14 protein-coding genes and 7 pseudogenes are annotated in these 24227 nt (G+C 31.7%); 9 read left to right on the forward strand and 12 right to left on the reverse strand.

Going from position 1 to position 24227, the window contains the following annotated elements:
* The 4 genes and pseudogenes from V7S50_RS33170 to V7S50_RS33185 all read left to right on the forward strand — a co-directional run.
* On the forward strand, positions 1–647 hold a 647-nt coding region (locus tag V7S50_RS33170; protein WP_336376828.1), incomplete at its 5' end, for an S-layer homology domain-containing protein.
* 377 nt (positions 648–1024) lie between these two features.
* Positions 1025–1771, forward strand: a complete 747-nt coding sequence (locus V7S50_RS33175; RefSeq protein WP_336376829.1) for an ABC transporter ATP-binding protein — start codon at positions 1025–1027, stop codon at positions 1769–1771.
* A 1-nt stretch (position 1772) separates the two neighbouring features.
* Positions 1773–3740 carry an ABC transporter permease gene (locus tag V7S50_RS33180; protein WP_336376830.1) on the forward strand — a complete coding sequence of 656 codons (1968 nt, stop codon included), beginning with the start codon at positions 1773–1775 and terminating at the stop codon, positions 3738–3740.
* Positions 3741–4172: 432 nt separating this feature from the next.
* Positions 4173–5675, forward strand: a pseudogene (locus V7S50_RS33185) (FAD-dependent oxidoreductase).
* A 303-nt stretch (positions 5676–5978) separates the two neighbouring features.
* On the opposite strand, the gene nheC reads toward V7S50_RS33185, so the two are convergent.
* From nheC to V7S50_RS33205, 4 genes and pseudogenes are all read right to left on the reverse strand, one after another.
* Positions 5979–7067, reverse strand: coding sequence for a non-hemolytic enterotoxin subunit C (gene nheC, locus V7S50_RS33190; RefSeq protein ID WP_336376831.1), 1089 nt, complete (start codon positions 7065–7067; stop codon positions 5979–5981).
* Between the two features lie 273 nt (positions 7068–7340).
* A complete protein-coding gene (gene nheB, locus V7S50_RS33195; protein WP_336376832.1) occupies positions 7341–8477 on the reverse strand; it encodes a non-hemolytic enterotoxin subunit B in 1137 nt (378 codons plus the stop codon).
* Positions 8478–8536: 59 nt separating this feature from the next.
* On the reverse strand, positions 8537–9697 hold the full coding sequence (nheA, locus tag V7S50_RS33200; RefSeq protein ID WP_098215484.1) for a non-hemolytic enterotoxin subunit A: 1161 nt from the start codon (positions 9695–9697) through the stop codon (positions 8537–8539).
* A gap of 772 nt (positions 9698–10469) precedes the next feature.
* Positions 10470–10900 (reverse strand): annotated as a pseudogene (locus V7S50_RS33205) (transposase); the annotation flags it as partial.
* On the opposite strand from V7S50_RS33205, the pseudogene V7S50_RS33210 reads away from it, so the two are divergent.
* A pseudogene (locus V7S50_RS33210) lies at positions 10880–11026 on the forward strand (FtsW/RodA/SpoVE family cell cycle protein); the annotation flags it as partial. The pseudogenes V7S50_RS33205 and V7S50_RS33210 sit on opposite strands and share 21 nt — an antisense overlap.
* Before the next feature lie 317 nt (positions 11027–11343).
* Here the strand turns inward: V7S50_RS33210 and V7S50_RS33215 are convergent.
* Positions 11344–11568 (reverse strand): annotated as a pseudogene (locus V7S50_RS33215) (ISNCY family transposase); the annotation flags it as partial.
* Positions 11569–11877: 309 nt separating this feature from the next.
* Between V7S50_RS33215 and V7S50_RS33220 the strand changes: the two are divergent.
* Positions 11878–12198: a helix-turn-helix domain-containing protein gene (locus V7S50_RS33220; RefSeq protein WP_336376833.1), complete on the forward strand. Its 321-nt coding sequence runs from the start codon at positions 11878–11880 to the stop codon at positions 12196–12198.
* A 283-nt stretch (positions 12199–12481) separates the two neighbouring features.
* Here V7S50_RS33220 and V7S50_RS33225 read toward each other — a convergent pair whose 3' ends face one another.
* Together V7S50_RS33225 and V7S50_RS33230 are read right to left on the reverse strand one after the other, a co-directional pair.
* Positions 12482–13882, reverse strand: a complete 1401-nt coding sequence (locus V7S50_RS33225; protein ID WP_336376925.1) for a zinc dependent phospholipase C family protein — start codon at positions 13880–13882, stop codon at positions 12482–12484.
* A 424-nt stretch (positions 13883–14306) separates the two neighbouring features.
* Positions 14307–14615 (reverse strand): annotated as a pseudogene (locus tag V7S50_RS33230) (DUF1963 domain-containing protein); the annotation flags it as partial.
* 370 nt (positions 14616–14985) lie between these two features.
* On the opposite strand from V7S50_RS33230, the gene V7S50_RS33235 reads away from it, so the two are divergent.
* Entirely contained in the window at positions 14986–15930 is a 945-nt protein-coding gene (locus V7S50_RS33235) for a nucleoside hydrolase (protein WP_336376825.1), read from the forward strand.
* A gap of 160 nt (positions 15931–16090) precedes the next feature.
* A pseudogene (locus tag V7S50_RS33240) lies at positions 16091–16237 on the forward strand (DUF5065 family protein); the annotation flags it as partial.
* 179 nt (positions 16238–16416) lie between these two features.
* Here the strand turns inward: V7S50_RS33240 and V7S50_RS33245 are convergent.
* Positions 16417–17178: a hypothetical protein gene (locus V7S50_RS33245; protein WP_336376824.1), complete on the reverse strand. Its 762-nt coding sequence runs from the start codon at positions 17176–17178 to the stop codon at positions 16417–16419.
* 245 nt (positions 17179–17423) lie between these two features.
* Here V7S50_RS33245 and V7S50_RS34230 point away from each other — a divergent pair.
* Positions 17424–17594, forward strand: a pseudogene (locus V7S50_RS34230) (IS4 family transposase); the annotation flags it as partial.
* Positions 17595–17965: 371 nt separating this feature from the next.
* Here V7S50_RS34230 and V7S50_RS33250 read toward each other — a convergent pair.
* The 4 genes from V7S50_RS33250 to V7S50_RS33265 all read right to left on the reverse strand — a co-directional run bounded on the left by V7S50_RS33250 (position 17966) and on the right by V7S50_RS33265 (position 22919).
* Positions 17966–18463: a DM13 domain-containing protein gene (locus V7S50_RS33250; protein WP_242255989.1), complete on the reverse strand. Its 498-nt coding sequence runs from the start codon at positions 18461–18463 to the stop codon at positions 17966–17968.
* A gap of 98 nt (positions 18464–18561) precedes the next feature.
* Positions 18562–19620: a sensor histidine kinase gene (locus tag V7S50_RS33255; RefSeq protein ID WP_336376823.1), complete on the reverse strand. Its 1059-nt coding sequence runs from the start codon at positions 19618–19620 to the stop codon at positions 18562–18564.
* Positions 19617–20330 (reverse strand): response regulator transcription factor, encoded by a 714-nt coding sequence (locus V7S50_RS33260; RefSeq protein ID WP_078994723.1) that lies wholly within the window; start codon positions 20328–20330, stop codon positions 19617–19619. Before V7S50_RS33260 ends, V7S50_RS33255 begins: the two co-directional genes overlap by 4 nt.
* 372 nt (positions 20331–20702) lie before the next feature.
* Positions 20703–22919 carry a binary toxin-like calcium binding domain-containing protein gene (locus V7S50_RS33265; protein ID WP_336376822.1) on the reverse strand — a complete coding sequence of 739 codons (2217 nt, stop codon included), beginning with the start codon at positions 22917–22919 and terminating at the stop codon, positions 20703–20705.
* Positions 22920–24227: the final 1308 nt, after the last annotated feature.

Here is a 24227-nt window from a genome sequence, read left to right on the forward strand (position 1 = left end):
CGGAAGGCAACAAAGTTGCTTTCAAAAAGAATTCAGCAGGAGAAATCACATATTTTCACTACACCTCTCCTAAAAGCCTTGATTTTGTAGCAGATGCTCAGAAAATTAACAACAAACTACCTTTTGATGACGTGTCACCAAAAAGTAAATATAAAAGTCACATTGATAATCTTCATGCTCTAAATATTATGAGTGCTAAAACAGATAATCTATTTAATCCGATGGACACCATGACACAAGGAGAATTTGCGGATACGCTGTTACTTGCTCACGGATGGAACGGTTTTCCAGACGAATCCAAGGAGGCAAGGGAAAAAATGATGAATGGAATTCCAGAGTATAATCGTGCTACTCCGATTACCCGACAGGTCGCAGCAACTATGATTCAAAACGTAAAGCAAATTCAAGACTTGAAAATGATTCAAAATGATAAAGCTAGTAAAGTTAAATTACTTGATGCCGCAGATGATTGGGCAGTCCAATCTATTCAAGCACTTGCCTCCCAAGGAATTCTAGACCCTGATACTTCCATCAATGCTGACGGATCTTTTATGTTCCGTCCGAAAGATGTGTTACTGCGTCAAGAAGCAAGTTCCTTGCTGGATTTAGCTTTTGGCTATTATGCATTGCCTATTAAACGACAGTAGATTTTTATTCTAATTTGAATAATAAAAAATTGGATGTTAGTATCTTATCAATATCAAGCTAAAATAAAACAAGAAATTTAACTTGATAAGATCTTTATGAAAACGCAAACGATTCGAAGCATGACTCTATATATTTGAAATTTTTGTATTAAAAAAAGGAACCTATTAGGAAATATGATAGGTTCCTTCCTTTAATTTAATAGGCGTTATACACTGTAAATATGTTGAGTTAGATCTTCCACCTCCTCTGAAACAATTTTCTTAAAAGATAGAATTCTTACATGTTTGTAAGGTAAATGTAAGACAATTCAATATGAGGACTATAATACTTTAGATTAAATTATATATAGCCAATAAACGAACAGGAGATAATAACTATGAGTATATTAACAGTCCGTAACTTAAGTAAAATTTATAATACAGGAAAAGTATCTTATAAAGCTCTTTCCGATATTAATTTGACAATACAAAAAGGAGAATTTGTAGGAATTATGGGAGCATCAGGAAGTGGCAAATCAACTTTACTGAATATGATTTCTACTGTTGATGTACCAACATCAGGAGAAGTATTTATTAACGAAAAAAATCCCCATTGTTTATCTTCTAATGATTTAGCATTATTTAGACGCCGTGAACTAGGGTTTGTCTTTCAATCTTTTAACCTCATGAATACTCTAACTGTAAAAGAGAATATTGTTTTACCACTTACATTAGATAATGTAAGTTTGAATGAAATGAACAACAAAGTAGAAGTTATTTCTAAAAAACTGGGGATTGAACAGATTTTAAATAAAAGAACCTATGAAATTTCAGGAGGACAAGCTCAACGAACCGCCATTGCTCGTGCCCTTATTCATTCTCCTCAATTAATATTAGCAGATGAACCAACAGGAAATTTAGATTCAAAAGCGGCAAATGATGTGATGGAACTCCTAAAGAAATTAAATCAAGATCAACAAGTAACTATGATGCTAGTGACACATGATCCCGTAGCCGCGAGTTACTGTGATCGAATAATCTTCATTACAGATGGATCTTTTTATAATGAAATTTATTGCGATGACAATCGTTCAAAATTTCACAAAGATATTACAGATGTACTCTCTTTACTAGGAGGTAATTAACATGAATTTTCGTCAGCTTGTATATAATAATGTCACTCGTAATAAACGATTATACCTTGGACATTTTTTGAGTAGTACATTTGCCGTGATGATTCTATTTACTTTTGAATTGCTTGCATTTCATCCTAATTTCACTGGAAATCTTGTATCGACCAGTGAGACCATGAGTTCTTTAAGTACAAAAGGATTTAAAATTGCTCAATATCTAATCATATTTTTCTCCTTCTTTTTCATTCTCTATTCTATTACTATGTTTTTAAAAACAAGGAAAAAGGAATTTGGGATTTTATTACTCCATGGCATGTCTAATGCACAATTAAAAAAGCTAATTTTCATGGAAAATATGTTAATTGGATGTTCTGCAATTATTGTTGGGATTGGACTTGGATTAGTTTTTGGAAAATTAATCTTACTGATAAGTGGTTCCCTTTTCCTGTTAAAAGGTGGGCTTCCATTTCATTTTCCTACTAAGGCAATTTTAGTGACATCTCTTATGTTTTTTATTTTATTTATACTTGTCTCTTTTTTCACTGTACGGGTAATGAAAGTATCACAGCTAATTGAACTTATGAAATCCGAAGAAAAACCAAAAGCAGAACCAAAGTCATCTAAATGGCTAGCTTTCTTCTCAATTCTTTGTATTAGCATTGGATATATCTCGGCATTTTATTTAGATACAGCATTAAGAAAAGGAAATGAAATATACGTTCTGTTAATATGTGTTTTCTTAAGCGTATTAGGAACATACTTTTTATTTACTCAGCTCAGCTTTTATGTCATTACAATATTGAAAAATCGTCAATACACGTTCTTTAAAAAAACCAATATGTTAATGATTTCAGAGTTAACATATCGAATGACAGATAACGCAAGAACACTCTTTCTAGTAAGTATACTTTCCGCAGTTGCCTTTACCTCTATCGGTGCTTGTCTTTCTATTGGAAATGGCGCATTAGCGGCAGTTAACAGCTCTTATGCATTCGAATATAAATCATTTAAAGGCAACAACGAGGAGGCATCTCATATTTCTCAAATAGAGAAACAATTACATAATGCTGGATTCTCATATAAATTAGTATCCTCTACTGGTTTTTATACAGACGGAGGAATATCAATAATGAAACTGACTGATTACAACACAACTGCCAAAACACTAGGATACCCGGTAGAAACGTTAAAAAAGGAAACGGACAGTCTAATCCTTCCATCAAAAATGTATCTGAGAGCGGCTTCTCAAGAGGAATTAAAGAAAATGTCTTCATCACTTACACTAGAACAGGATAATAAACATTTTAATCTTTCGAGGAACAAAATATTAATAAATAATATTATCAGCCCATCTGCTCACTTTTCTGTCGTCGTTTCGGATTCAATGTACGAAACAATAATAAATACACAGCAATTAGCAGAAGTAAAGACCGGTTCGCATATAGACTATCGTTTTTTAATTAAAAATATGTATGAAACAGGAGATGTGGCTAAACAACTTGCGAAGATAATTTCAAATGATTATAGGAGCGGACGTCCGCCTTTTATATTTGATTGCCCGGTGTTAAAATGGTTAGAAGGCAAACAAGTGAATGCGATACTGTCTATTCTTAGTGTACTAGTAGGAGTTGTATTTTTTATTTTTGCAATTAGTTTCTTATACTTCCGTTTATTCACAGATTTAGAACGAGATAAAAGCCAATTTCAAATGCTTTCTAAATTAGGGTTAACTAAAAGAGAGTTAAAAAAAATTGTAACCCAACAAATTAGCATATTATTTTTTATACCTATCGTGATTTCAGTTCTTCACAGTAGCATGGCCTTCTTGGCAATAAGGGCTTTAGCGCAGAGCAGGCACATAGACTTACCTATTACAGGAAATTCTATTCTCATATTCACGAGCTTTATTAGTGTACAAATAATGTACTACCTTATTATTAGAAGAAGTTATTTACGTCAAATACTTCATTCCATAAATTAAAGTAGAAAATGAGAGAAATGCTGATGGTATTCCGTATATATACCTCTTACTTAAAGTCACTTTTTTAGTGAGCTAATTAAATTCTTTGTTTTACTAATGGAGTAGCACCACATCTCTATCAAGCTAAGAAAATAAAATTCCTCTTAAAATGAAAAAATACGCTACTCTTTCTGCAGGATTACAGGAAAGAATAACGTATTTTTTGTTTTATAGATAGTGTAAAATCTTAGCTTGATGGCGATGGGGTAACAACCCATCGCCATCAAGTTAAAAATCATATTCTTCCCCAAAATGAAAAAAGTCATTCTTTAATAAAATTACGTCTAAATTGAACATACATACAGCCACAATTTGCTGTTTTCTAAGCTCAAAGTTTACCTCTCCAATAAGTGGAAATAATAAAACTATAAAACATTGGATGGAGGATTTATAGTGACGAATAATGAGAATTACAGTGGAATATTACCCCATAATGCCGAATCTTATTGGACGAGCAGTATTCATTTACCAGACTACCCTTCCTTAGAAAATGACATGCATGTCGCTGTTATAGAGGCAGACAAGTTATTAAATGGAACGACTGGACATACGACAGCTAAAATTACGGCTCAACATGACATGATTTATGACGAGCTTATCAGATATACTGGAAAAACTACCTCAAGATTGTATTATGAAGCAAACATAGATGCTTTAAAATTCATTCAAGCCACAATTAATAAACATCACATTGATTGCGATTTTACTCAACAAGATGCTTATTTGTATGCCACAACAGAAGAATATGCATTTAAGTTAGAAAAAGAAGCAGAAGCTTATAAAGAGCTTCGTATTGAAGGCGAACTTGTAAACAAACTTCCTATTGATTTAAAAATACATAATGCACTTGTTATGAGAAATCAAGCACAATTCCATCCCCTTAAGTATTTAGCTCATCTTTCAAATATAATTACAGAAAAAGGTGGATACATCTTTGAAAATACCACAGCAGTAAATATAAAAACAGGTGAACAACCTGTAGTTTTTACCCGTGGAGGAGCTCAAATTGCAGGCAAGTATATTCTCTCTTGTTCTCATTTCCCTTTTTATGAAGGCGCAGGACTTTACTCTACAAGAATGCATGCAGACCGATCCTAGATAATTGCCGCTAAGACAAAAACAGATTATCCAGGTGGTATGTATATTAGTGTAGATGAACCAACCCGCTCCCTCCGTTCTACAACAATTAATGGAGAAAAATTTATTCTTATCTCTGGAGAAAGTCATAAAACGGGACAAGGCGGAGAAACACTAAAACATTATGAAGCACTAGAAATATTCGGGCAACAAGTTTTTGGCCTTGAAAATATCCCATATCGTTGGTCAGCACAAGATTTAATTACACTAGACAAGATTCCTTATTTCGGTGAAATTACCTCCGATCAAAAAAATATATTAATTGCTACTGGATACAGAAAATGGGGTATGACAAACGGAACCGCAGCGGCGCTTTTATTTCGAAACATCATATTAAAAGAAAAGACCAAGTATCGGGAATTATATACTCCCTCTCGTTTCCACATGAATCCTAGTTTAAAGAATTTCTTAGTCGAAAATGCCAATGTTGTTGGACACTTAATTAAAGGAAAGTTAGAGATTCCTCAAAAATGTATTCGTGATTTATCTAACGATGAAGGAGCCGTCGTTGACATTGATGGACATAGAAAAGGAGCTTATAGAGACGCAGAAGGGAAACTTTATATTGTAGATACAACTTGTACTCATATCGGATGCGAAGTTGAATGGAACAATGGTGAACACTCTTGGGATTGCCCATGCCATGGTTCGCGATTCTCGTATACAGGAGAAGTACTTGAAGGGCCTGCTGAAAAACCATTGCAAAAATATGATTATAAAATGATAGATAATCTTACTTCAGAAGACTCTGGTTACTAACTAAATTTATGTAGCGGTTATGAAACTCGGGGGACATTATTATTAAGATGGCAGCTTTAAAATTATAAAATCATGGAATAAATCCTCAAACAAATTATATGAATAATATATTGAAGTTGCACGAGTCAATAATCTGTTGAGGTACGAGAATATTGCTGTAACAAGAAGCATAAGCTGACCATTTTGTCCATCTTATGCTTCTTTTAGTTTACGATAAGCTTTTATTATTTAATTTTAATTTTGTTATTTTACACGTATTCAGTTGCAATCCGGTCCTATTTGCGGTTTTCTTATTTGTACAATCTATTTATTTTGTGCAATCTTAGCACCTTCAAATAATTTATCCGTATAATTTTTAAGGTCCTGCCAATTATCCTTCGCTGTATTCATATCTGCTATTATAATCTCATCAAACAAGTCTAGGCTAATGTTGTCAACACTGTCAATCAATGATTTATATTTTTTCTCCACTGTCCCCCACTGAGTCTTTATATTTTCAAGAGCAGTAACAGCTGTACCAACTGTTGCAGCCATGTGTTCCGTTTTATTTTTGGCATCAGTCAAAATAACTACTTCTGCCTCTGCTCCAGAAATTCTGGACTTTAATTGTTCTATTTCTTGTTGTGCAGATGCGATATTCTTGTCAGTAGTGACAATCAATGGTATACCAATCGGAGGCATAAATACAGATAAAGCTATATAGCCACCACGTTTATCATAGTTTTCTTTAATTGTATTATTACAATTCTCAATTCGTTGTTGTAGAAGCGGAATACCAGCGTTCGTACTTTCTAGAATATTCTCCAATTGATTGAAATCTTCTTTGAAATTTCTTGTATTTTCTGCTATTTCACCTTGGAAATTTTTCAATTTTTCTAACAGTACATCTAATTTTTGGCTATTGTACAAAATACTATTGTACAAATTTTCTAGTTCATATTTTAATTTCTCTTTATCTTTTTGCTCTATAGCAGTTAGTAAAAGCTTATAACTTGCTTGAAACGTATCATTATAACTTACAATATTCTGATGCGTGTACATAATACGAGTTTTAAAATACATGAACCAAAAGTCGGCATTCTCTATTGCATCCCGTTGATGCTTAATCATGTTTGCTTGTAAATCACCATTTATAGAACTTATTTTACTTAAATCTGTCAGCTGTTGATTACTGATTGTATTGGCATATGAATCCATTGTAAGGATATTTGCCACCATTTTTCCCATTACTTCTTTAAATTCACCAGGACCAAGAGAATAGTTCTTCAAACTTTCTTGCTGTTGGGACACAGTTGGTTCTGCTGCTAAAGTATGAAGTGGAATTACATTATTCGCTGCCATTCCCGTAATGATTGTTGACAAAATAATCTTCTTATATAAATTCTTATTCAACTTTTTCACCTACTCTTTTACATGCATCACATATTTTATTAAATTCATAAGCTTCTATTCTTTACTTCAAATGAATTAAGATTATTGCAAATAAAAAAACATATTAAAATAGAGCTTCTCGTACTTTCTTATTCTATAATCTTTATTAAGTTTCATAACTATATAGGAAGTCTCCTGCTCAAACTTGAACAGGAGACTCACATTAAGTGTTCTTCAAAAGGGAAAGTCAGTATATTATATTTTTCATTACTTCACTAAATTCTTGAAGTAATACTATTTTTTCTCTTCCACAAATTTAATCTCGCTATTCTGAATATTTTCGGCATACTTTCTAATCTGCTCCCAATGATCTTTCGCTGTATCCAGATCTGCTGTTATATCCATAGCAAGGAATTCTGGGTCAACCTTTTTAGCTTTATCAATCAATGCGTCATATTTTGTACCCATTACATCCCACGTAGTCTTTATATTTTCAAGAGAAACAATAGCTTTATCAATTGTATCTGTTAAATTTTTAATATCACCTTGCACTATCGTTAACCTACCTGACTGTAGTTCCGCCATTGAAATATCTTGTGTTAGCTTTATAATTTCTTCTTGTGCCTTGATTATCTGCTGCTGAGATGAAACTACTCCGTATATCCCACCTCCTAATATAGGTGCACCAATGGGCGCAAAAGGTGTAAGAACCAAATATGCACCAGCAGCAGTTGCAACCGACGATGCAATATAAATTTTGTTATTCTCATCGATTACTGCTTTATTTGTTTTGATTTGTTCCTGGAACAGTGGAATTCCAGCTTCTTCACCAGTTAAAATATTTACGATTTTTTCAGCATTCCCTTTTAAATTTTGTGTATCTTTTTCTAATTTGCCGCGAAAGCTTTTCAAATCATCCACTAATTTGGTAACTTGACCTTTATTCTGTGAAATTTCACCATTCAACTTTGTAAGCAAAGCTGTTAGTTTGACTGGATCATTTTTATATTGTAATAAATAACGAGAATAATTTTGGAATGTTGTATCATAACTGATAATATTTTGATTCGTCGTAATTATTCCTGATTTCAAATTATTTAACCAGTATGTTGCATTTTCTCTAGTAATATTTTGGTTGGCTTTAATGTCTGTTTTTAAATCATTGCCAACTGAAGGTAAACCATCCAAATTAATATCTGCTTGTTTAAGTATAGTTAAAGCATACAGGTCCATTACCAACATATTGGATTTAGTGTCCTTCATCGCATTATCAAGCCCTGTTGGTCCAAGGTAATAACTAGGGTATTTAAGGTCTTGATTTGCATGAATAGGTGCTGGTTCCTCTGCTGAGGCATATGATGACATAATTCCACCCGCTACGATTGTTGCTATTAATGTAGATAAGGCCATTACTTTATAAGGTTTTTTCATCACATTTTTCTCTCCTTACATTATATTGTTGGGAATTATTGTTATTTATTCTACAAATTTTATCCTGTTACTTTTATTTTTGTAACACTCTCTTGATATTCCGTTGTTTGTTTTTTCAATTCATCTGTAAACTGTTTAAGCTCTTTTAATCGTGCTTGTAATGAATTGGAATCTATTTTCGTATCAGCATTAAGACTTGTTCCCGTTTGAATCATTATGTTATTAAAGGTGTCCCAACTACTTACTAGATTGTCAAAACTCTGAGTTTGATTTTTAACTGTTCTTGTAAAATTATTTAATTGCTGCTCAATAAGTGTCATTTGAGTTGCTTGCACTTCAATATTCGATAAATTTTGTACCAATTGAATTAGTTGCTGTTGCTTCTGAGCAATAGCTTTATTCAGTTCTGTTACTTTATCATTTTTGAGTTGTCCATATTGGTTATAAATCGCTTCTAAATTAGACACGTCTACAGTTTTATCCTTAACTCCATCTTTCAAAATATTAATAACCGACTTTGTAATATTTAAAGAACCGTCTAGATTTTCTTTTGGTAGAGCTAGAAGTTTTTCAAAATCTTCTTGAATGCCTACATTAAGTTGTCCCATTTCTGTTCTTAATTTTTCAATGTCTCCGTTTGAACTCTTATAAGATTCAAACGCTCTGATAACTTTAATAGAAAATTTATTACTATCTTCAACCAAATCGTCTTTAAAATTATTTAAGTCTTCTGAATTTATTTTTATATTATACTGAATTGTTTGCACGTCACCTTGAAGTAAATTAAAAATACGTACAAATGATGCTTTTGCTTGCGGATCTTCATTCATTTTTCCAGCTAGTTCAACCAATGTATTATAATAATTTGTAAATCTTATTCCGAAACTCTGTATGTCTTGATTTACTTTGAATAATTTTGGATTATATACATCCAACCAGTCTCGAACTTGGTTTCTTGCAGTACCTTGATCAGTTGTTATTCCATATATAGTATTTACATTAAGGTCTGGTTGCTGTAATATGATTAGCCCATATCCTTGAATTAATGGCGTCTGTGATCCTAATTTCGTAATCGAATTTGATAACCTATCCATAGCTGGTCCAAGTATACTGCTTGGTTGTAAATAAGTTGTATTACTTTCTGCAAAAGTATTTACAGGTGAGAAGCAACTTGTAGATACTGCTGTAACTAATAATCCTGCGACTAACGCTTTTTTCATAGTGATCCCCCCATTTATTGTTGTCTTTTGATAAAATAGTTGGACTAAATTTTAATTAATTTGAAATCCAACATTACAACAATTAATCTATATAGATTAATTTAAAGATGAATCTTAAGGAATATAAATATAGATTGTAAACATTTGTACATAATGCCCTACTATAAACTTATTCCCTAAGTCATTACATAAAAGACATATACGAAGATGATCTTGATTTTATATGTCTTAAAATGTAACTAACACCTTGTGCCCTTATTAAAACATCAAATTTTCAGTGCGTATATAGTAAAATTTTGTAGGTTTTTGTATAATTTTATCCTTTTTTATTTTTTTATCTTAATTATTTAATATGTGTACAAATTAAAATACTATACTTCTAAAATTACTATGCAACTTCACTACTATAATTAAAATAATTATAATTTAATAATACTGATAAAAAGGTACCTAATTTAATTTAACTAGGTGAATTTTTATTTTCAAAAAAATATTTTAGTATAATTTTCAATACTCTTCGCTTATTTCTTCCTCTATATGGATATGTAAAATTGCATATCCATATAGAGGTAAGTTAACTATTATATATAGTCATAAGTAATAAGTTTCCAAATATATGCATTACCAGTAGGCATCCCACCCCATCGCCGTCAAGCTAAGACTATATAAGTTTAATTTCACGTGAGATTTTTTCTTTTTTCTAAAGATCTAGTGTAAGTTCTTTAAAGATTTGCATAACAAATAAACCCTATCGGGTTTCAATTTTTTTGGATTACGCTACATGATTGTGAGACATAGAAAAGTTGTATACGACACCTAAGATATCAAAGACTGTTTTTTTCTCATACCTATGTGCTTTTCGTCCGTTTTTCTGTAAGAGATTAAACAGACGAAACAATATCTTTGTTAATTCTTGAGTGTCTTTTTGTAAAGATTGATAAATAAGTGAAAAATAATCTTTGATGATATAAATTGCTTTATATTCACTTAATTCTCGTTTCTTCTTGATGAGGAGTAATTGGCGCATTTGAAACATGGTGGAGGAACAAAGAAGGATACTTATTAATTGTCCGTATAAGTGACATTCTAGTCGTTCTAATTTTACAGAATTACAGTGGTGAATACGAAAAACGATTTCCATGTTTTAAAGATAAGTTCAATTTGCCATCGTAAGGAGTAAAAATCGTATACTTGTTCCTTTGGACGGGTACCCCATTTCCATTTGTAAGTTTTAGTGGAAGTTCTTTAATGGTTAATTTAATAGCAATAGGAATATTGCTTAATATTTCAATTTTCAATAAAATAAAGTTTATTAATTATGATATATGATCTTCTACATGTTATTCTATTATTAATGGATGAATTCTTTCTGATTTTGGACAGACTGATTTCGTAAATCAATCTGTTGTTTTTTCATTAGAATTATCGCTAAAAAATGAAATAAACACAGTAAAAAAAATAACATTGTAAAAATTCGTGGCAAGGGATGAAGGATTCACAATGGCTGAGAAAATATATATATAATTGGCTGGTCTCAATTCTTAAAATTCTATTTATTATATAGATAAGCATAAAAATATTAGGAAGTTACCAGTAATATATATCAGATAGAAATTATTAAATCAAAAGAAAAAACTATCATTGAAAATATAAAGCATTAAAGACAGGGCAAAAGATACACGAAACAAAGAATACGGATGCAAAAAATGGATCAATTTACGTATAGAGTACATTTTAAATACGATTTTCAAGAAAAAGCATTTAAGTAAAGCTTTGCTACAGATTTGTGGGTAACCTGTAACAGACGAAACACCTCCTATTGTTAGACTGTCTACAAAAGCAAATAAAACCTGTTTTGTGGATTTATTTTCCTTTTATTTAGTTATAGTACTAGTAACTTCTTCTATTTTGGAGATAGTGATGGCCACTATCATTCTTCTAGGAATACAGAATTATTAATGCATTCATTTTTGGATATTTATCAGTTCCAAGTTAACAATTCTAAATAAAATTACCCTTTAGGAAATTAAAGTGTCAACAGTAAATTTTGCTAAGAAAGGACAGAGAATAAGACCACCGGTAAAGCTTTTACTTGAATTAATTATAAGATTAACGTAAATAGCAAGATTAAGCTCGTAAAATTATAATATATATATAAACCAAATCGGAGTGAATACGATATGAGAGCGGTCGCGAAAAAAGTAAGAATAATACGTTTGCAGGATAAATATTGCGAAAATTGTAAATATCAAACGGATGTAGAACAGTATTGTATTAAACAATGCGAAATAGGAAAAAAACTTATTACGCTGGGTAAAAAAGAATTTAGAAAGAGATTGACAAAAGTAAAAACTATAGAAGAAAAATGGGATGAAAAGTGCAAACAAGCAATAATTTTATATAATCAAGGAGTAAATTATCCAGATATTGCAAAGGAAATGGGGTGCCACGTGAGTAATTTGTATAAAGAGCTCAAAAAACGTGGATGGTTACAAATGTAAAATCATGAAATAAATTTTCAAACAAGCAAGTTATACGATTGGAACATGCTTTGTATTTGATATGAACTGTATACTTGCTTATTTTCAGCAATTACAAAATAAACTAATTCATTTATATGATCTAATTTTTGTTCACCTAAAATTGGTATTTCACACCTTCTCATTTTTGAGGAAGGAGTCTTCTGTCGAAAAACGATAAAATTTTAACATTAAATTTCTGGGTTATAATTTCTAAAAAGAAAAACACCCGTTCTGATTAAGGACGAGTGTTTTTCTTTTTAGGTTATCTAACAGGGATAAACTTCCATGAGCTAGGTTTTTGTTTTTTTTCACCTAGTACAATCCAATTTTTCTTTGCATTTATATTCTCATAATTTAATGGATAGTCATCTGTAAAAATATTATATTCTGTAGGATTATCCAGGTTAATTTTAATTTTAAAATCAGCTAAACTATCAGATTTTTGAGCAAGGTGAATCCAACTAGAATAATTAGACCAATTTAAATATTGGAATTGGTCGTAATTTGAGTGCTTCATGCGAAGATATATACTCTCCCCGTGGTGTAGCTTTGTATCATTTTCTTTGTAGAATTCAAATTCCATAGGTGTACCAGATAAACCATTGTTTTCTTTATTTGCAAGTGTGACATAATCGTAACGATTTGCTAAATACCATTCAAATGTTAAACCTTGATAAGGAGATTCACTTGGTACGATATAATAATTTTTCCCTGCTTCTATGACGTTTCCTTCTATATCATAGATTAATGCAGTCTCTATACTTGGAGCTTTCACATTTTCAGTAAAAGTTTTAAACCACAGATTTAAGAAGCCTGCTGTATTGCGCTGAGCTTCTTCTAAGCTTCGCTGCACAGCTGGGGTAACCATTTCTTGCCACAATTGTGCCTTACCACTATTATAATACTTAAATGTTTTATCATTAGTAATATTTTGGATTTCAGGTTTAGCTACTCGAGCTGCATAATCAATCCATTCTTCAGGTGTGGATAGAGAATTATTATAGTTCCCTCCAGTATTGACTGCAAATTGCTTTTGAATGGTTGTAACATAATTTTCAAAGTAGCTATGATATTTTATAGCTCTCGTATCAATTGCAGTAAAATTTGCTGCATGCATAGGTTGAGTAGCATCTGTAAAGTAGTGGGTAGCTACTCCTAAGTAATAGAAAGCTTTTTCATAGTCCTTATTTCGTAAATGTTCTCCAGATGCATAAAAGTATTTCTTACCTTGTGTAAGAGCCGTTGGATTTGTTTCTCCTCTATAATTTTCTTTAGTATCAGGATCATAAAAGTGCGATTTCCATCCGCCTTTAAAAACGCCACCTATTCCTGTACCACCATCGTTAAACTCTGCATTATAATCTGCATCATATAATCCTTTAGAAAATAAATCTTTATATTGTGGATAATTTAAAAAGTCCACAGCCTGCTTATTTGCTTCAATATTAGATTCTGTTTTCATAATTTCAATAGCTTGTTTTGCAATCCATAAATGTGTACTTTTATCAGAATGATACGGAGCTTCTGCAGACCATCTTGCAGTAATAGGATCATTCTCATTTAAATCAATTTGATCGAGATGAGCATAACTACTTTGAGGACATACTCCTAAAATAGTTAAAGTCACTCCAGCTATACATAGTGTTGATACGATTTTTTTCATTTTTTATCCCTTTCTAAATATAAAGATTCTTATGCGGATATTCATCTTATTCACGAAAGTTATATAGCTCTAATAAAAGAGCGATTAGCAAAGGCTAATTGCTTAATTTCTCTCTTAATGGAATACCAACACATATTGATTAAATTAACCCTAAACAATAGTTTTTCTTCTCTACCTCTAGTTATATATAAAAGCGCGTCTTATTTAAACATGTTTTTTTATGTAATTTTACATATCCAAAAATAGGGAATTGAGTAACCTTCCATTTATTATATTAATGAAAGACCGTTGTCTCTAGATAATTGAAATTATGTTGTTTTAAGTTAATAATCTATATCCATCAACTAAAGAATTTAGAATTACTCCAAAATGAAAAAATGAACTTTTTGAAGTGTTGTTTTGTTTGCTTTTCTATATTCCCAAAAAGTAATCTAGGTATTAAGGGAAAAGGTTTTAGATTTGGAAACGTAAGTGACATCTCATTTGGTACTCGTTCCTCTAAAGAACCATATTCTCTAATACAAAAATTTCCTGATAAGTTGGACAAGTCTTTAGCAAAGTTTGGAGAAAGAAATACTGACATAACTTTCATATTTTTTACTGCTTCTGGAACAAAAGTTATTTGAGTTAAATTAAGTATCATGGTTGCATACATTTTGTCTTGATAGCGGTCGATTGGGTAAGTTTCATTTGGTAATGAATAGGGGATCTTTCCAATCCAACTTTTATTTATAGATAAATCGGGTCTTTTTCCGCCTAAATATGTATTCTATTTTCTCCTAATTTTAATTGGTAATTATATTGTATCAATAATGAAAAAATACGCTATTCTTTCTGTAAAATCATAGAAAAAGATAACGTATTTTAATCATTTTGAGGACCACATAATGAGTATAGGGTATCAGAAAAAACTTGTTAAGGTTAGTAATTCTATACTATTTCATTTCATACAAAAGGAATTTGCTCATTATTAACGAAAGTGTATGTTAACTTGATGAATTCATTCATATACCGTACTACAAATAAACATGAGAACAATCTTATCCTACGATACATAATTATAATCTGTTTTGAAAACTAGTAAAATTAAGGAGCAATATTGTATGGGGAAAAAAGTACTGTTTTTTGGGGATTTCGGAATTGACGATACGATAGCTATCATATATGCGCATTTGACAGATAAAATTGATGTTATAGGAATTGTTGCAGACTATGGGAACGTACCTAAAGCTGAAGTTGTTAGAAATGTTCGCTTTTTACTTAAAAGTGTGGGTAAAGAATATGTAAAAGTTTTTGGTGGGGCGGAGCATTCCATGTCTTCAGAAGCTGAAACTTTTTATCCGGAAGTTCACGGTAAATTTGGGATAGGGCCCATTTATCCAGGACTAGAGATACAGACATTTGAGAATTTTTTTGAGGTTCTCACACTTATTAAGCAGCATAAAAATGAACTTATTATCGTGAATACCGGGCGGCTAACTTCACTTGCAACTTTATTTCTCCTTTATGGTGATGTGATGGAATATGTACATTCTTATTATATTATGGGAGGAGCTTTTCTATATCCAGGAAATGTTACTCCCATTGCTGAAGCTAATTTTTATGGCGATCCTGGATCAGCCAATATTGTAATGAGATACGCAAAGAATCTATCAATTTATCCTTTGAATGTTACACAATCGGCTATTGTGACACCGGAAATGGTCAATTATATCCACTCTAAAGGGAAAACTAAATTTTTAAAGCCTCTTTTAGACTATTACTATTATCAATTTTATCAAAAAAAAGTTCCTGGAATACAAGGTAGCCCGGTTCATGATGCACTTACTTTAATTGCGATTAATCATGATGATATTTTTACGTACCATCAATCAGCAGTGACAGTTAATGTACTTGATACTGTAAGAGGACAAAGTATAGGAGATTTTAGGTCTACTTTTGAACCAGAAACATTCGGTAATCGTCCAAAACATAGGATTGCAATAAAAATGAATTATGAACAGTTTTTTAAGGAGTTTATGACTGTAATGACTGGCGAACTATTTTAGGTAAAACCCTTATATATAAGTATATGTTTTGCTATCAAGCTAAGCTTTTAAAGCACCCTCTAAATGGAATTTTGTTGTTTTTATAGACCTGGAATTTAATTTAATTATGTTTGGGGGTAACTTATTTCCTTAAGTTGATGGTGATGTTGTTGAGACTCCTAAAACAATTTATGATTCTGGTACTGCGCATAATTATGGTAGATTTGTAACACCTATTACATCAGTATATAAGCCAGGATCATATGTAGCTGTTATGAAACTTGAGGAGAATTATTATGGTGGTAGCTTTAAAATTTCAAAAAAATGAAAGTTAATTTCACTAATGATAATATTTTTGATATGATCAATGTATAATAAAAACATAACTCATGTAATAGTCTAGGCGGTATACTTAACCAACGGCCGCTTAGCTAATGAGTTATACCCCTTAGAAAAGGTACCTTGCAGCAGGGGTACCTTTTCTTTTATTTTTAGTGGTAAATTATTTTAAATAGAAGCTATATAGTTAAAAAGTATAATGATTAAATTGTAATTGAAGTGAAGTATGTATCCCATATGAATATTTTTAAATATTAGAAAGAAAATCATTTGAGTGATGGCTGGTATGCCGATAATAGCTAAACATTGTATCCAGTTAAAATTATACGTGGAAAGATGGAGTAACCCAAATGAGCTTCCAGACAATATTAAAGAGGTTGTAATTGAAGTAATGGGACTTGTTACGAAGGAGCGTGTAATCTTGTGCCAAAAGAATAATATAGATACAAACATGATATTCTCACCAATTAATTGAATGGCAATTCCAGGAGTTTTATAAAATATATTGATATTCCCGTCATTCCCAATGGGGTTAGATGTCCCAGTGAATGTTGTTAGCGATATAAGTACAGCCAAAAACAGCAACATTATAAAATAAATAATGAAAGCACTGAAGAAAGAAATTTTTAGCTGATGGAAAGTGATTTTTTTAGAAAATAAAAATCTTTGTTCCCACATTATAAATAAAAATACCAATGAGATAGGAAGCGAAAAACATAATGCTTTAAACGCATATTGTAACACGATATCTATATTATTTATAAAATTGAACGTAAATGCAGGGGAAGGTAAGTATACTGTGGCAATACAAAATAATAGCAGTATTATGAGCTGCAGATATGTTTTAGTTTGTACTAAGCAATCTAAATATGTGTTGGCAGCATTTAACGCGTTTAAAGACAGTTTCCACTTTCTAAAAACAACGTTCATGACATCCCTCCATTTTTATAATAGTAAATACATTTGACTCATACTCTTACATTCTAGTCTCCCCTACTTTTATTAAATGTAATCTTATATCACTCCACTTTATAAAATTTCAAGTACCGTAATTTTCAATTATATTTAAAATATAGTCAACAAGGGGATTTCTATTCCAATAGAAAAAGCACCCCTCTGGATGCTTTTTTATTATATATCTACTATTTCATCTTGATGGCTATGCGGGTTATTTCATTGAATTTATCTTTAAAACATGGAAATCATTTTTTCGTATTCATCACTGTAATTCTGTGAAATTAGAATGGCTAGAGTGTCATTTATATGAAATACTAATTAGCATTCTTTCTGTCCCTCCATCATGTTTCAAATTCATCAATTACTTCCTCATCAAGAAGAAACGAGACAGAAATTTCATGTTCTTTCCTTGCTAATTAAAGTGTAGTGAGCATCATATCATTAAACTTTCACTAAAATCTTCCCCTTACATTATGATACGTTTTGTAATTTAACACTCCTCCCCTCAAGTGGCTTCTGTATATAATACATTTAAAATATATTTTTTTATAAATCAAAGATTTCCTGACATACTCTTAAAATTTTTTGTGCACGAATAAAATCTCTCCGTAAACGTCCAATAGCTTTAAAATATACCAAAATTGAGAAATATTATGAAAAAGACACTCTTATGAGTGCCTTTCTTAGCAACTAAGTCCGCTGTAGCTACTACCATAACCCATATGAATTTCTCCTGTAAGAGGATATTTTAAGTTCATATTTAATTATTAAAATAAACCGCACCAAAGTTTTCATTAAATCTTTTACACCAAACAGAAACCGAACCATATTCATTTACATCTATCCCTTCAGGAATTTCGTAGTTTTGGTCTCCTTTATTTCCCTTTAATTTTCCTAATTCAATATACTTATAGTTTTTCACGTCTTCATTATTTTTCAAACGATTTGTAGGAACTAATACAACTCGTACATCTGGTCCATTAGATGTTGCAAAATTAGAAAGTCGTAAAACACGTTTTCCATCCGCTAATTGGTGAATTTTTGCCGTTCCGGCTGTTTCATGGACACCGTTTTGAAACTTACCTTCCCTTATTACTCGATCACTTTGCTGCTTTACTTCAGTTGATTGTATCTCTGCTTGTGGCAATGATTCATTTACGTGCTTATCAATAAATAATTTCTCTGGTCGGAACAATGACCATAAAATCCCCAATACAATTATCAAACCACCTATAAGCCATACATATTTTCTTTTCATAAAGTAAAAAACCTCCTGTAACATACTGTGTAGTAGTATGTTAACAAGAAGGTCTTTCATTTTTCTAACGTAAATGTTACAAAAGTCTTTCAGCCATCTTATCTTTTTACTGATGTGATGGGAAGAGTGAACCAAAATTCACTTCCCTGCTTACCATCTGCGCGATTCCTTACACCAATTTCCCCTTTGTGCATTTCAATCAATGATTTTGCAATAGCTAATCCAAGTCCGGAACCTCCAGATTGTGAACTTCTTGATCGATCTGTTCTAAAAAAACGTTCAAATACACGTAATTGATCATTTGGAGAAATTCCCATTCCTTCATCCCGCAAAGTGAATTGGACCTGTTGAGTTGGTTTATTTTCCACTATAGTCAATTCAATTGTTCCAGAGATAGGAGAATATCGAATTGCATTATGTAATAAATTACCTATGACCCTTTCTATTTTACAAGGCATAATCAAAAGTCGAGGTAATGTATCAGGGACATCCAATTGCACATGGATTTGTTTGTCTCCTAATAAGACAGAATGTGACTCTAATACATCTAATAGAATTTTATCTAAATGTGTGAAACTTGGGTGAAAATCTACTTGCTCAAACTCTAACTTTGAAAGATCAAATAAGTCGTTAATTAATCCATTTAATCTTTCTATTTCTTTTAAAACCGTTGCTAAGTATTGCTTTTTCATTTCAGGATCTTCAATCAGGTTATCTTGTAATGCTTCTATCATCATTTGCATGCTAGCCATAGGTGTTCGTAAGTCGTGTGAGATATTGGTAATTAGCTCCTTACGAGAGTTTTCCTGTTCCTCTAACTTAGTAAACCCTTCTTCTAATTTTTTTGCCATCTGTTGAAAGGCTGTTGCTAATTCTTTAAACTCACGTGGTTCTTGCCCAATTATATACATTGTTTCAAAGTGTCTATCACTAAATTGTTTCGTCAATTTTATTAAATTTTGTATAGATCTCATGATAGGACGTGTCATTAACCAATAAATAAACGTTGAAATAATGAATGCCACAAATGCAATTACTGTTAATAACCGCGTTTGTTCCGGTTCAAGTAACATTTTGGTCTCACTATACCATATAGCAATTACCATAATACTGGTACTTAATAAATTCATGAGTAACAATTGAATACGTAATCTCATGTTTCATTTCCTCCATTTGGCTCAAAGCGATATCCTATACCCCAAACCGTATGAATCCAACGATTCTTTATCGTATGCTTCTCCAGCTTTTCACGTAAACGACTCACTAATACGGTAACTGTGTTTGATGCCCCTTCATGTCCAAAATCCCAAATTAATTCAAGAAGCTGCGAGCGAGAAAATACTTGTTTTGGATGCTTTGCCATGAGATAAAGTACCTCAAACTCTTTCACCGTTAACTCCACTTCCTTATCACAAACAAGTACATATCTTGTCTTTGGATATATTTTTAAATCTGGAAACTCTATCACTTCCAAAAGGGATTCTTTCACTTGTATTGGTACATGGCTTCCTCTTCTTAGTATAATTTGAACCCTTAATACTAATTCACGAGGGGAAAATGGCTTGGTTAAATAATCATCTGCCCCCATTGTTAAGCCTAAAATTCGATCCCTTTCCTCTCCCTTAGCAGTTAACATAATAATAGGGACATTTGACTGTTGACGAATTTCCTCGCATAATTCCCATCCATCTTTTTTTGGCATCATCAAATCTAATATAATTAAATCTGGTTGATGTGTAAGAAATAAATCCCAACCTTCTTTACCATTTACAGCGGTATAAACTTCATATTCTTCTCTTTCTAAATACCGTTTGCATACTTCTCGAATATTTTCTTCATCTTCTACGATTAAAATTCTTTTCTTCATATACTATCCTCACTTCTTTTTCACCAATAACACAAAATTTATTTTTTCTATTATCAAATAAAAATATCTTTATAGGTAAAGATATAGAAACTAATCACATAAATAAATCAGAATTCCACATTTCAGCCTCGAAACAAATGAAAATTCGGAAAATAAATTATGTAATATAGATAGTAATCTTAACATTTGATTACTTATATGACTAGATAAGTATTTAAAATAGCAGTTACTAAATCATATAAATTAAAAGGAATGAGTCCGATTCAACATCGAACTCATTCCTTATTAGTAACCTAAATTATTGTATCTAACTTTTCGGATTCAATTCATTTCCGTTTCTCTTTCCAAACTTAGCAACAGAATTATTACCTATTACTGAACTCTTGATAGATTCCATGCTATAGTATCAGTCCCATTCTCTCCATTACCATATTTCATATAATCGATTAAATATCCTACCTTTAACTTGTTACCATTAGATAGTATGTTCCATTGCTTATGGTGTCCAGTGAAATTCTTTGGATATGCATGATTAAATTTAAAAGTACTTGCGTTCTGTTTTTGATCTAAATGGATATAACTATCTTGAAGTTTTAAATATGCATAATCTGAATAAATAGGATTTTGAAATTTAATTAATACCTCTTCATCCTTTTTAATTGGCTTTCCAGGTTTAGGTTGACCTACTCTTTCAATAATTACATTCACTTTTTCATCGCTAGATTTTTCAGACCAAAGATACTCCCATTTATTCCCGGCATGATGACTTCCCCAATAAGCTGTATTTCCATATGAGGCCACAGTATAAGGAACTCCTTCTGTAACAAATTCACCTGAATTATCTACTACATAATCTTCAAATTCTTTATTAGCTTTAATTTCAGTATCAATCTTTTGTAAAGGCGTTAAATTGTGTGCGTCATTGATTTCAAATGTAACTTTTCGGTGCGCAGCAATTTCAGATTTAATAGGGTGTATATTTTCTCTAGACTCATATGTAAATCCATTCTCACGTTTAACTAGTGTTACTGTTTGTGACGGAGCATTCCATTTCTTGTTATACGTAGTAGGAATCTCTTTACTAACTCCAAATAAACCAGGTAAAATTGTTGCCCTAATCTTTTGAGTCACAGAATCATAAATACCTTCTACTAATGTTGGTTGCTGTAGTTTTGCAAAAGCACCGTGTACAGAGTCTTTATGTAAATAACCGCGATCTCCCTGTCCCGCTTTTAAATCGTTTAATGTATCAGTTCCATTATTAGCTGAAACCACTGATACGTTATTAGTACTTTTAGCCTTGTTTACAATATGATTTACTTTTTTCGTATCTATATTTACATGTTGAAAAACTTCGTTATAGGATAACACTGGCTTATCAGCAAGGGATTTGTCTTTAGGAGTATATACCCTAAACTTTGGTGTATTTCCTATATCTGTTTCTAATTGTTCAGTAGCTGCATTCACTCTAGACTCATATCTTCCTGAATCCCCCAAATGCATAATTTCTTCACCTTTTTCGATAGATAAATCCATTGTACTTGTAGGTAAAACTTCAATCGAAAGAAGTTCCCCTTGTTCAACAGCTTTCAATTCATCCAAAGATAAGACAATATTTGCATCTGCTTGCCCTTCTAAACTGTCAATAACTACTTCTGTTTTATTACGTCCACCTTTTTCTGTACTTAAATAGTTTGCTTTATAACGATCTTGTGTTGCCTTTACAGTATTAATAATTTTGTTTCCTAAACGAATATTAAAATGAGGCGAAACATTTTCAGCGGATGCTGTTCCTACATTCTTATATTCCAAATGTACCCGTAATTTTGCTGCGTTCGCTGTATCCACAGTTGTTGCAGTAGACCAATCAAAATTATTTGTATAACTCTCCGTTTCCGTAGTTGTTTTTGAATATCCATATCCCAAATTTGCTGAAACACTTCCCGAAGGAACAGGACCGGCTGCTGAGCCTTCTACACCACCTGAACCACTTAAACCTACATTAAATGAATGTTGTGTAGATACACTTTTTTCCCATCCTCTGCTAACTGATCCGCCATTATTATCCGTAATGGTTGCAATAGGAATTACTTCAATTCGTTTGACACCAATTTGCAAATTCGGCATGTTGGCAACTATCGGATTGAAATTAGTATCAGAATCGTTGTTATAATTCTCAACCTCATACATATCAGTAAAAGGATCACCATCCGTATTTGCATTCATAGGATTCGATATAAATTTTGGTTTCCCTTTATCCTTCTCAGGATCCCATGCTTTCGCTTCATTTTTTCCAGTTTGTGAATTGAATTCAATTTTATATCCATTAATCTCTAAGTCGTTAGAAATACCATCTTTGTCCCAATCATTGTTTGCCATTTCAATGTTTTGTGTAATGAGCGAACCTATCTCCCCATCAGATCCGAGCGTGAAATTCTTATCTTCTTTTTTTGCATTTGCATTCTCTTTGAATATTTCAACTGTACTTCCTGGATTCGGTTGTTTTACATCTGCTAAAGCAGGAGATGCTAGAGTCAGTGCCATCGATACACTACCTAATACACTAATTGCTGGCTTTAATTGTTTCATTGTTATTTTTCCTCCTTGGTTCCTAGGTCAATTAGAACACCTACTAGTAAGATTAATTTCATCATATATAACAAATCTTTCTTTTCTCTCTCATAACTGTTAAAAAAGTCTCTCGTAAATGTTACAAAACACTTACAGAGTTTTTAAAATCTATATATGAAACATCAAAAAGCCGTAATATGAAGAATCGATTATAATATGGAGTAGCGCCACATGGCTATCAACTTAAGCATTTTATAACACCCCAAAACAAAAACACGATCTTCTTTCTATTGGTTAATGAGAAAAAGTGGGGAAAAATAACACAATACATATTCATTTAGTTTTACTAGTTCTTTCCTACTGTACTCTTCTATATTAGTAGATGATAAGGGGATAAAGATGGTAAACTTAAATAAGTAATTGTATATTGTGAGGGCGGTCGAGCTGCTATCCTTTCTCTTATTCAAGGGAGAAAGGAGTTGACACTAGGCTGAAACCAGATTTTTAAGAAGGACGACCAAAAAATATACAAAGAAACAGATAGACCATGCACTTAACTTATTAAAAGATAATTCTTATAAACAGGTATCGGAAATGAAAGTAATCAGTGAAAGTACCCTGTTACGTGCTAAGAAGGAAAGAGAAAAAAGGGGAATTTAGTAGGTAAATTAGAGGAAACTAAATATCTTATTAAATAAAAAGAGGCGAGAAAAGATGGGAAATTGAGATGAATAAAGTTGTTTTATTATTAAAAGTAATCGCTACAATAGGTTTATAGCTATATTTCTTCTCTGAAATACTTAACCCTAATAATGTTCCTTTTAGATTTCTTTTGAATATTTTCCCGGATGATATTAGAGGAAAATTTTTAAATTTCATGATTTTTTCTTTTGGATATGTAGTTTATTTTTCCTTCGTAGTATTCATGTCACGTAAGGGAATTTGGTCTGAAACACCTAAATTAAAGAAAATACAAGTAACAATAAATAAGAAATATATTCAGGTATTCAAATACGATAGTTAATGTGTAGTTTTTATATAACTACACATTTTTCAATTAATTAAAGGGGTAACACCACATCGCTATCAAGCTAAGCTCATACAACACGATCATAGTAGAGGTTGCTTCTTTTTTCTAAAGGCTACGTGTAGGGAATTTAAAGATTTGCATACGAAATAAACCCTAACGGGTTTCATTTTTTTGAATTAAGCCGCTTGATTATCAGACTCCCGAAATGATATGGTGACCCCTATTTATCGATCAATATCAATGGTTAATTAAAGAGATGACTTCACTAATTATAAATTTTTAATAAACTAGTAAAA

The organism is Bacillus sp. CCNWLW194 (genome assembly GCF_037120585.1).
Taxonomy (GTDB): Bacteria; Bacillota; Bacilli; order Bacillales; family Bacillaceae_G; genus Bacillus_A; species Bacillus_A basilensis.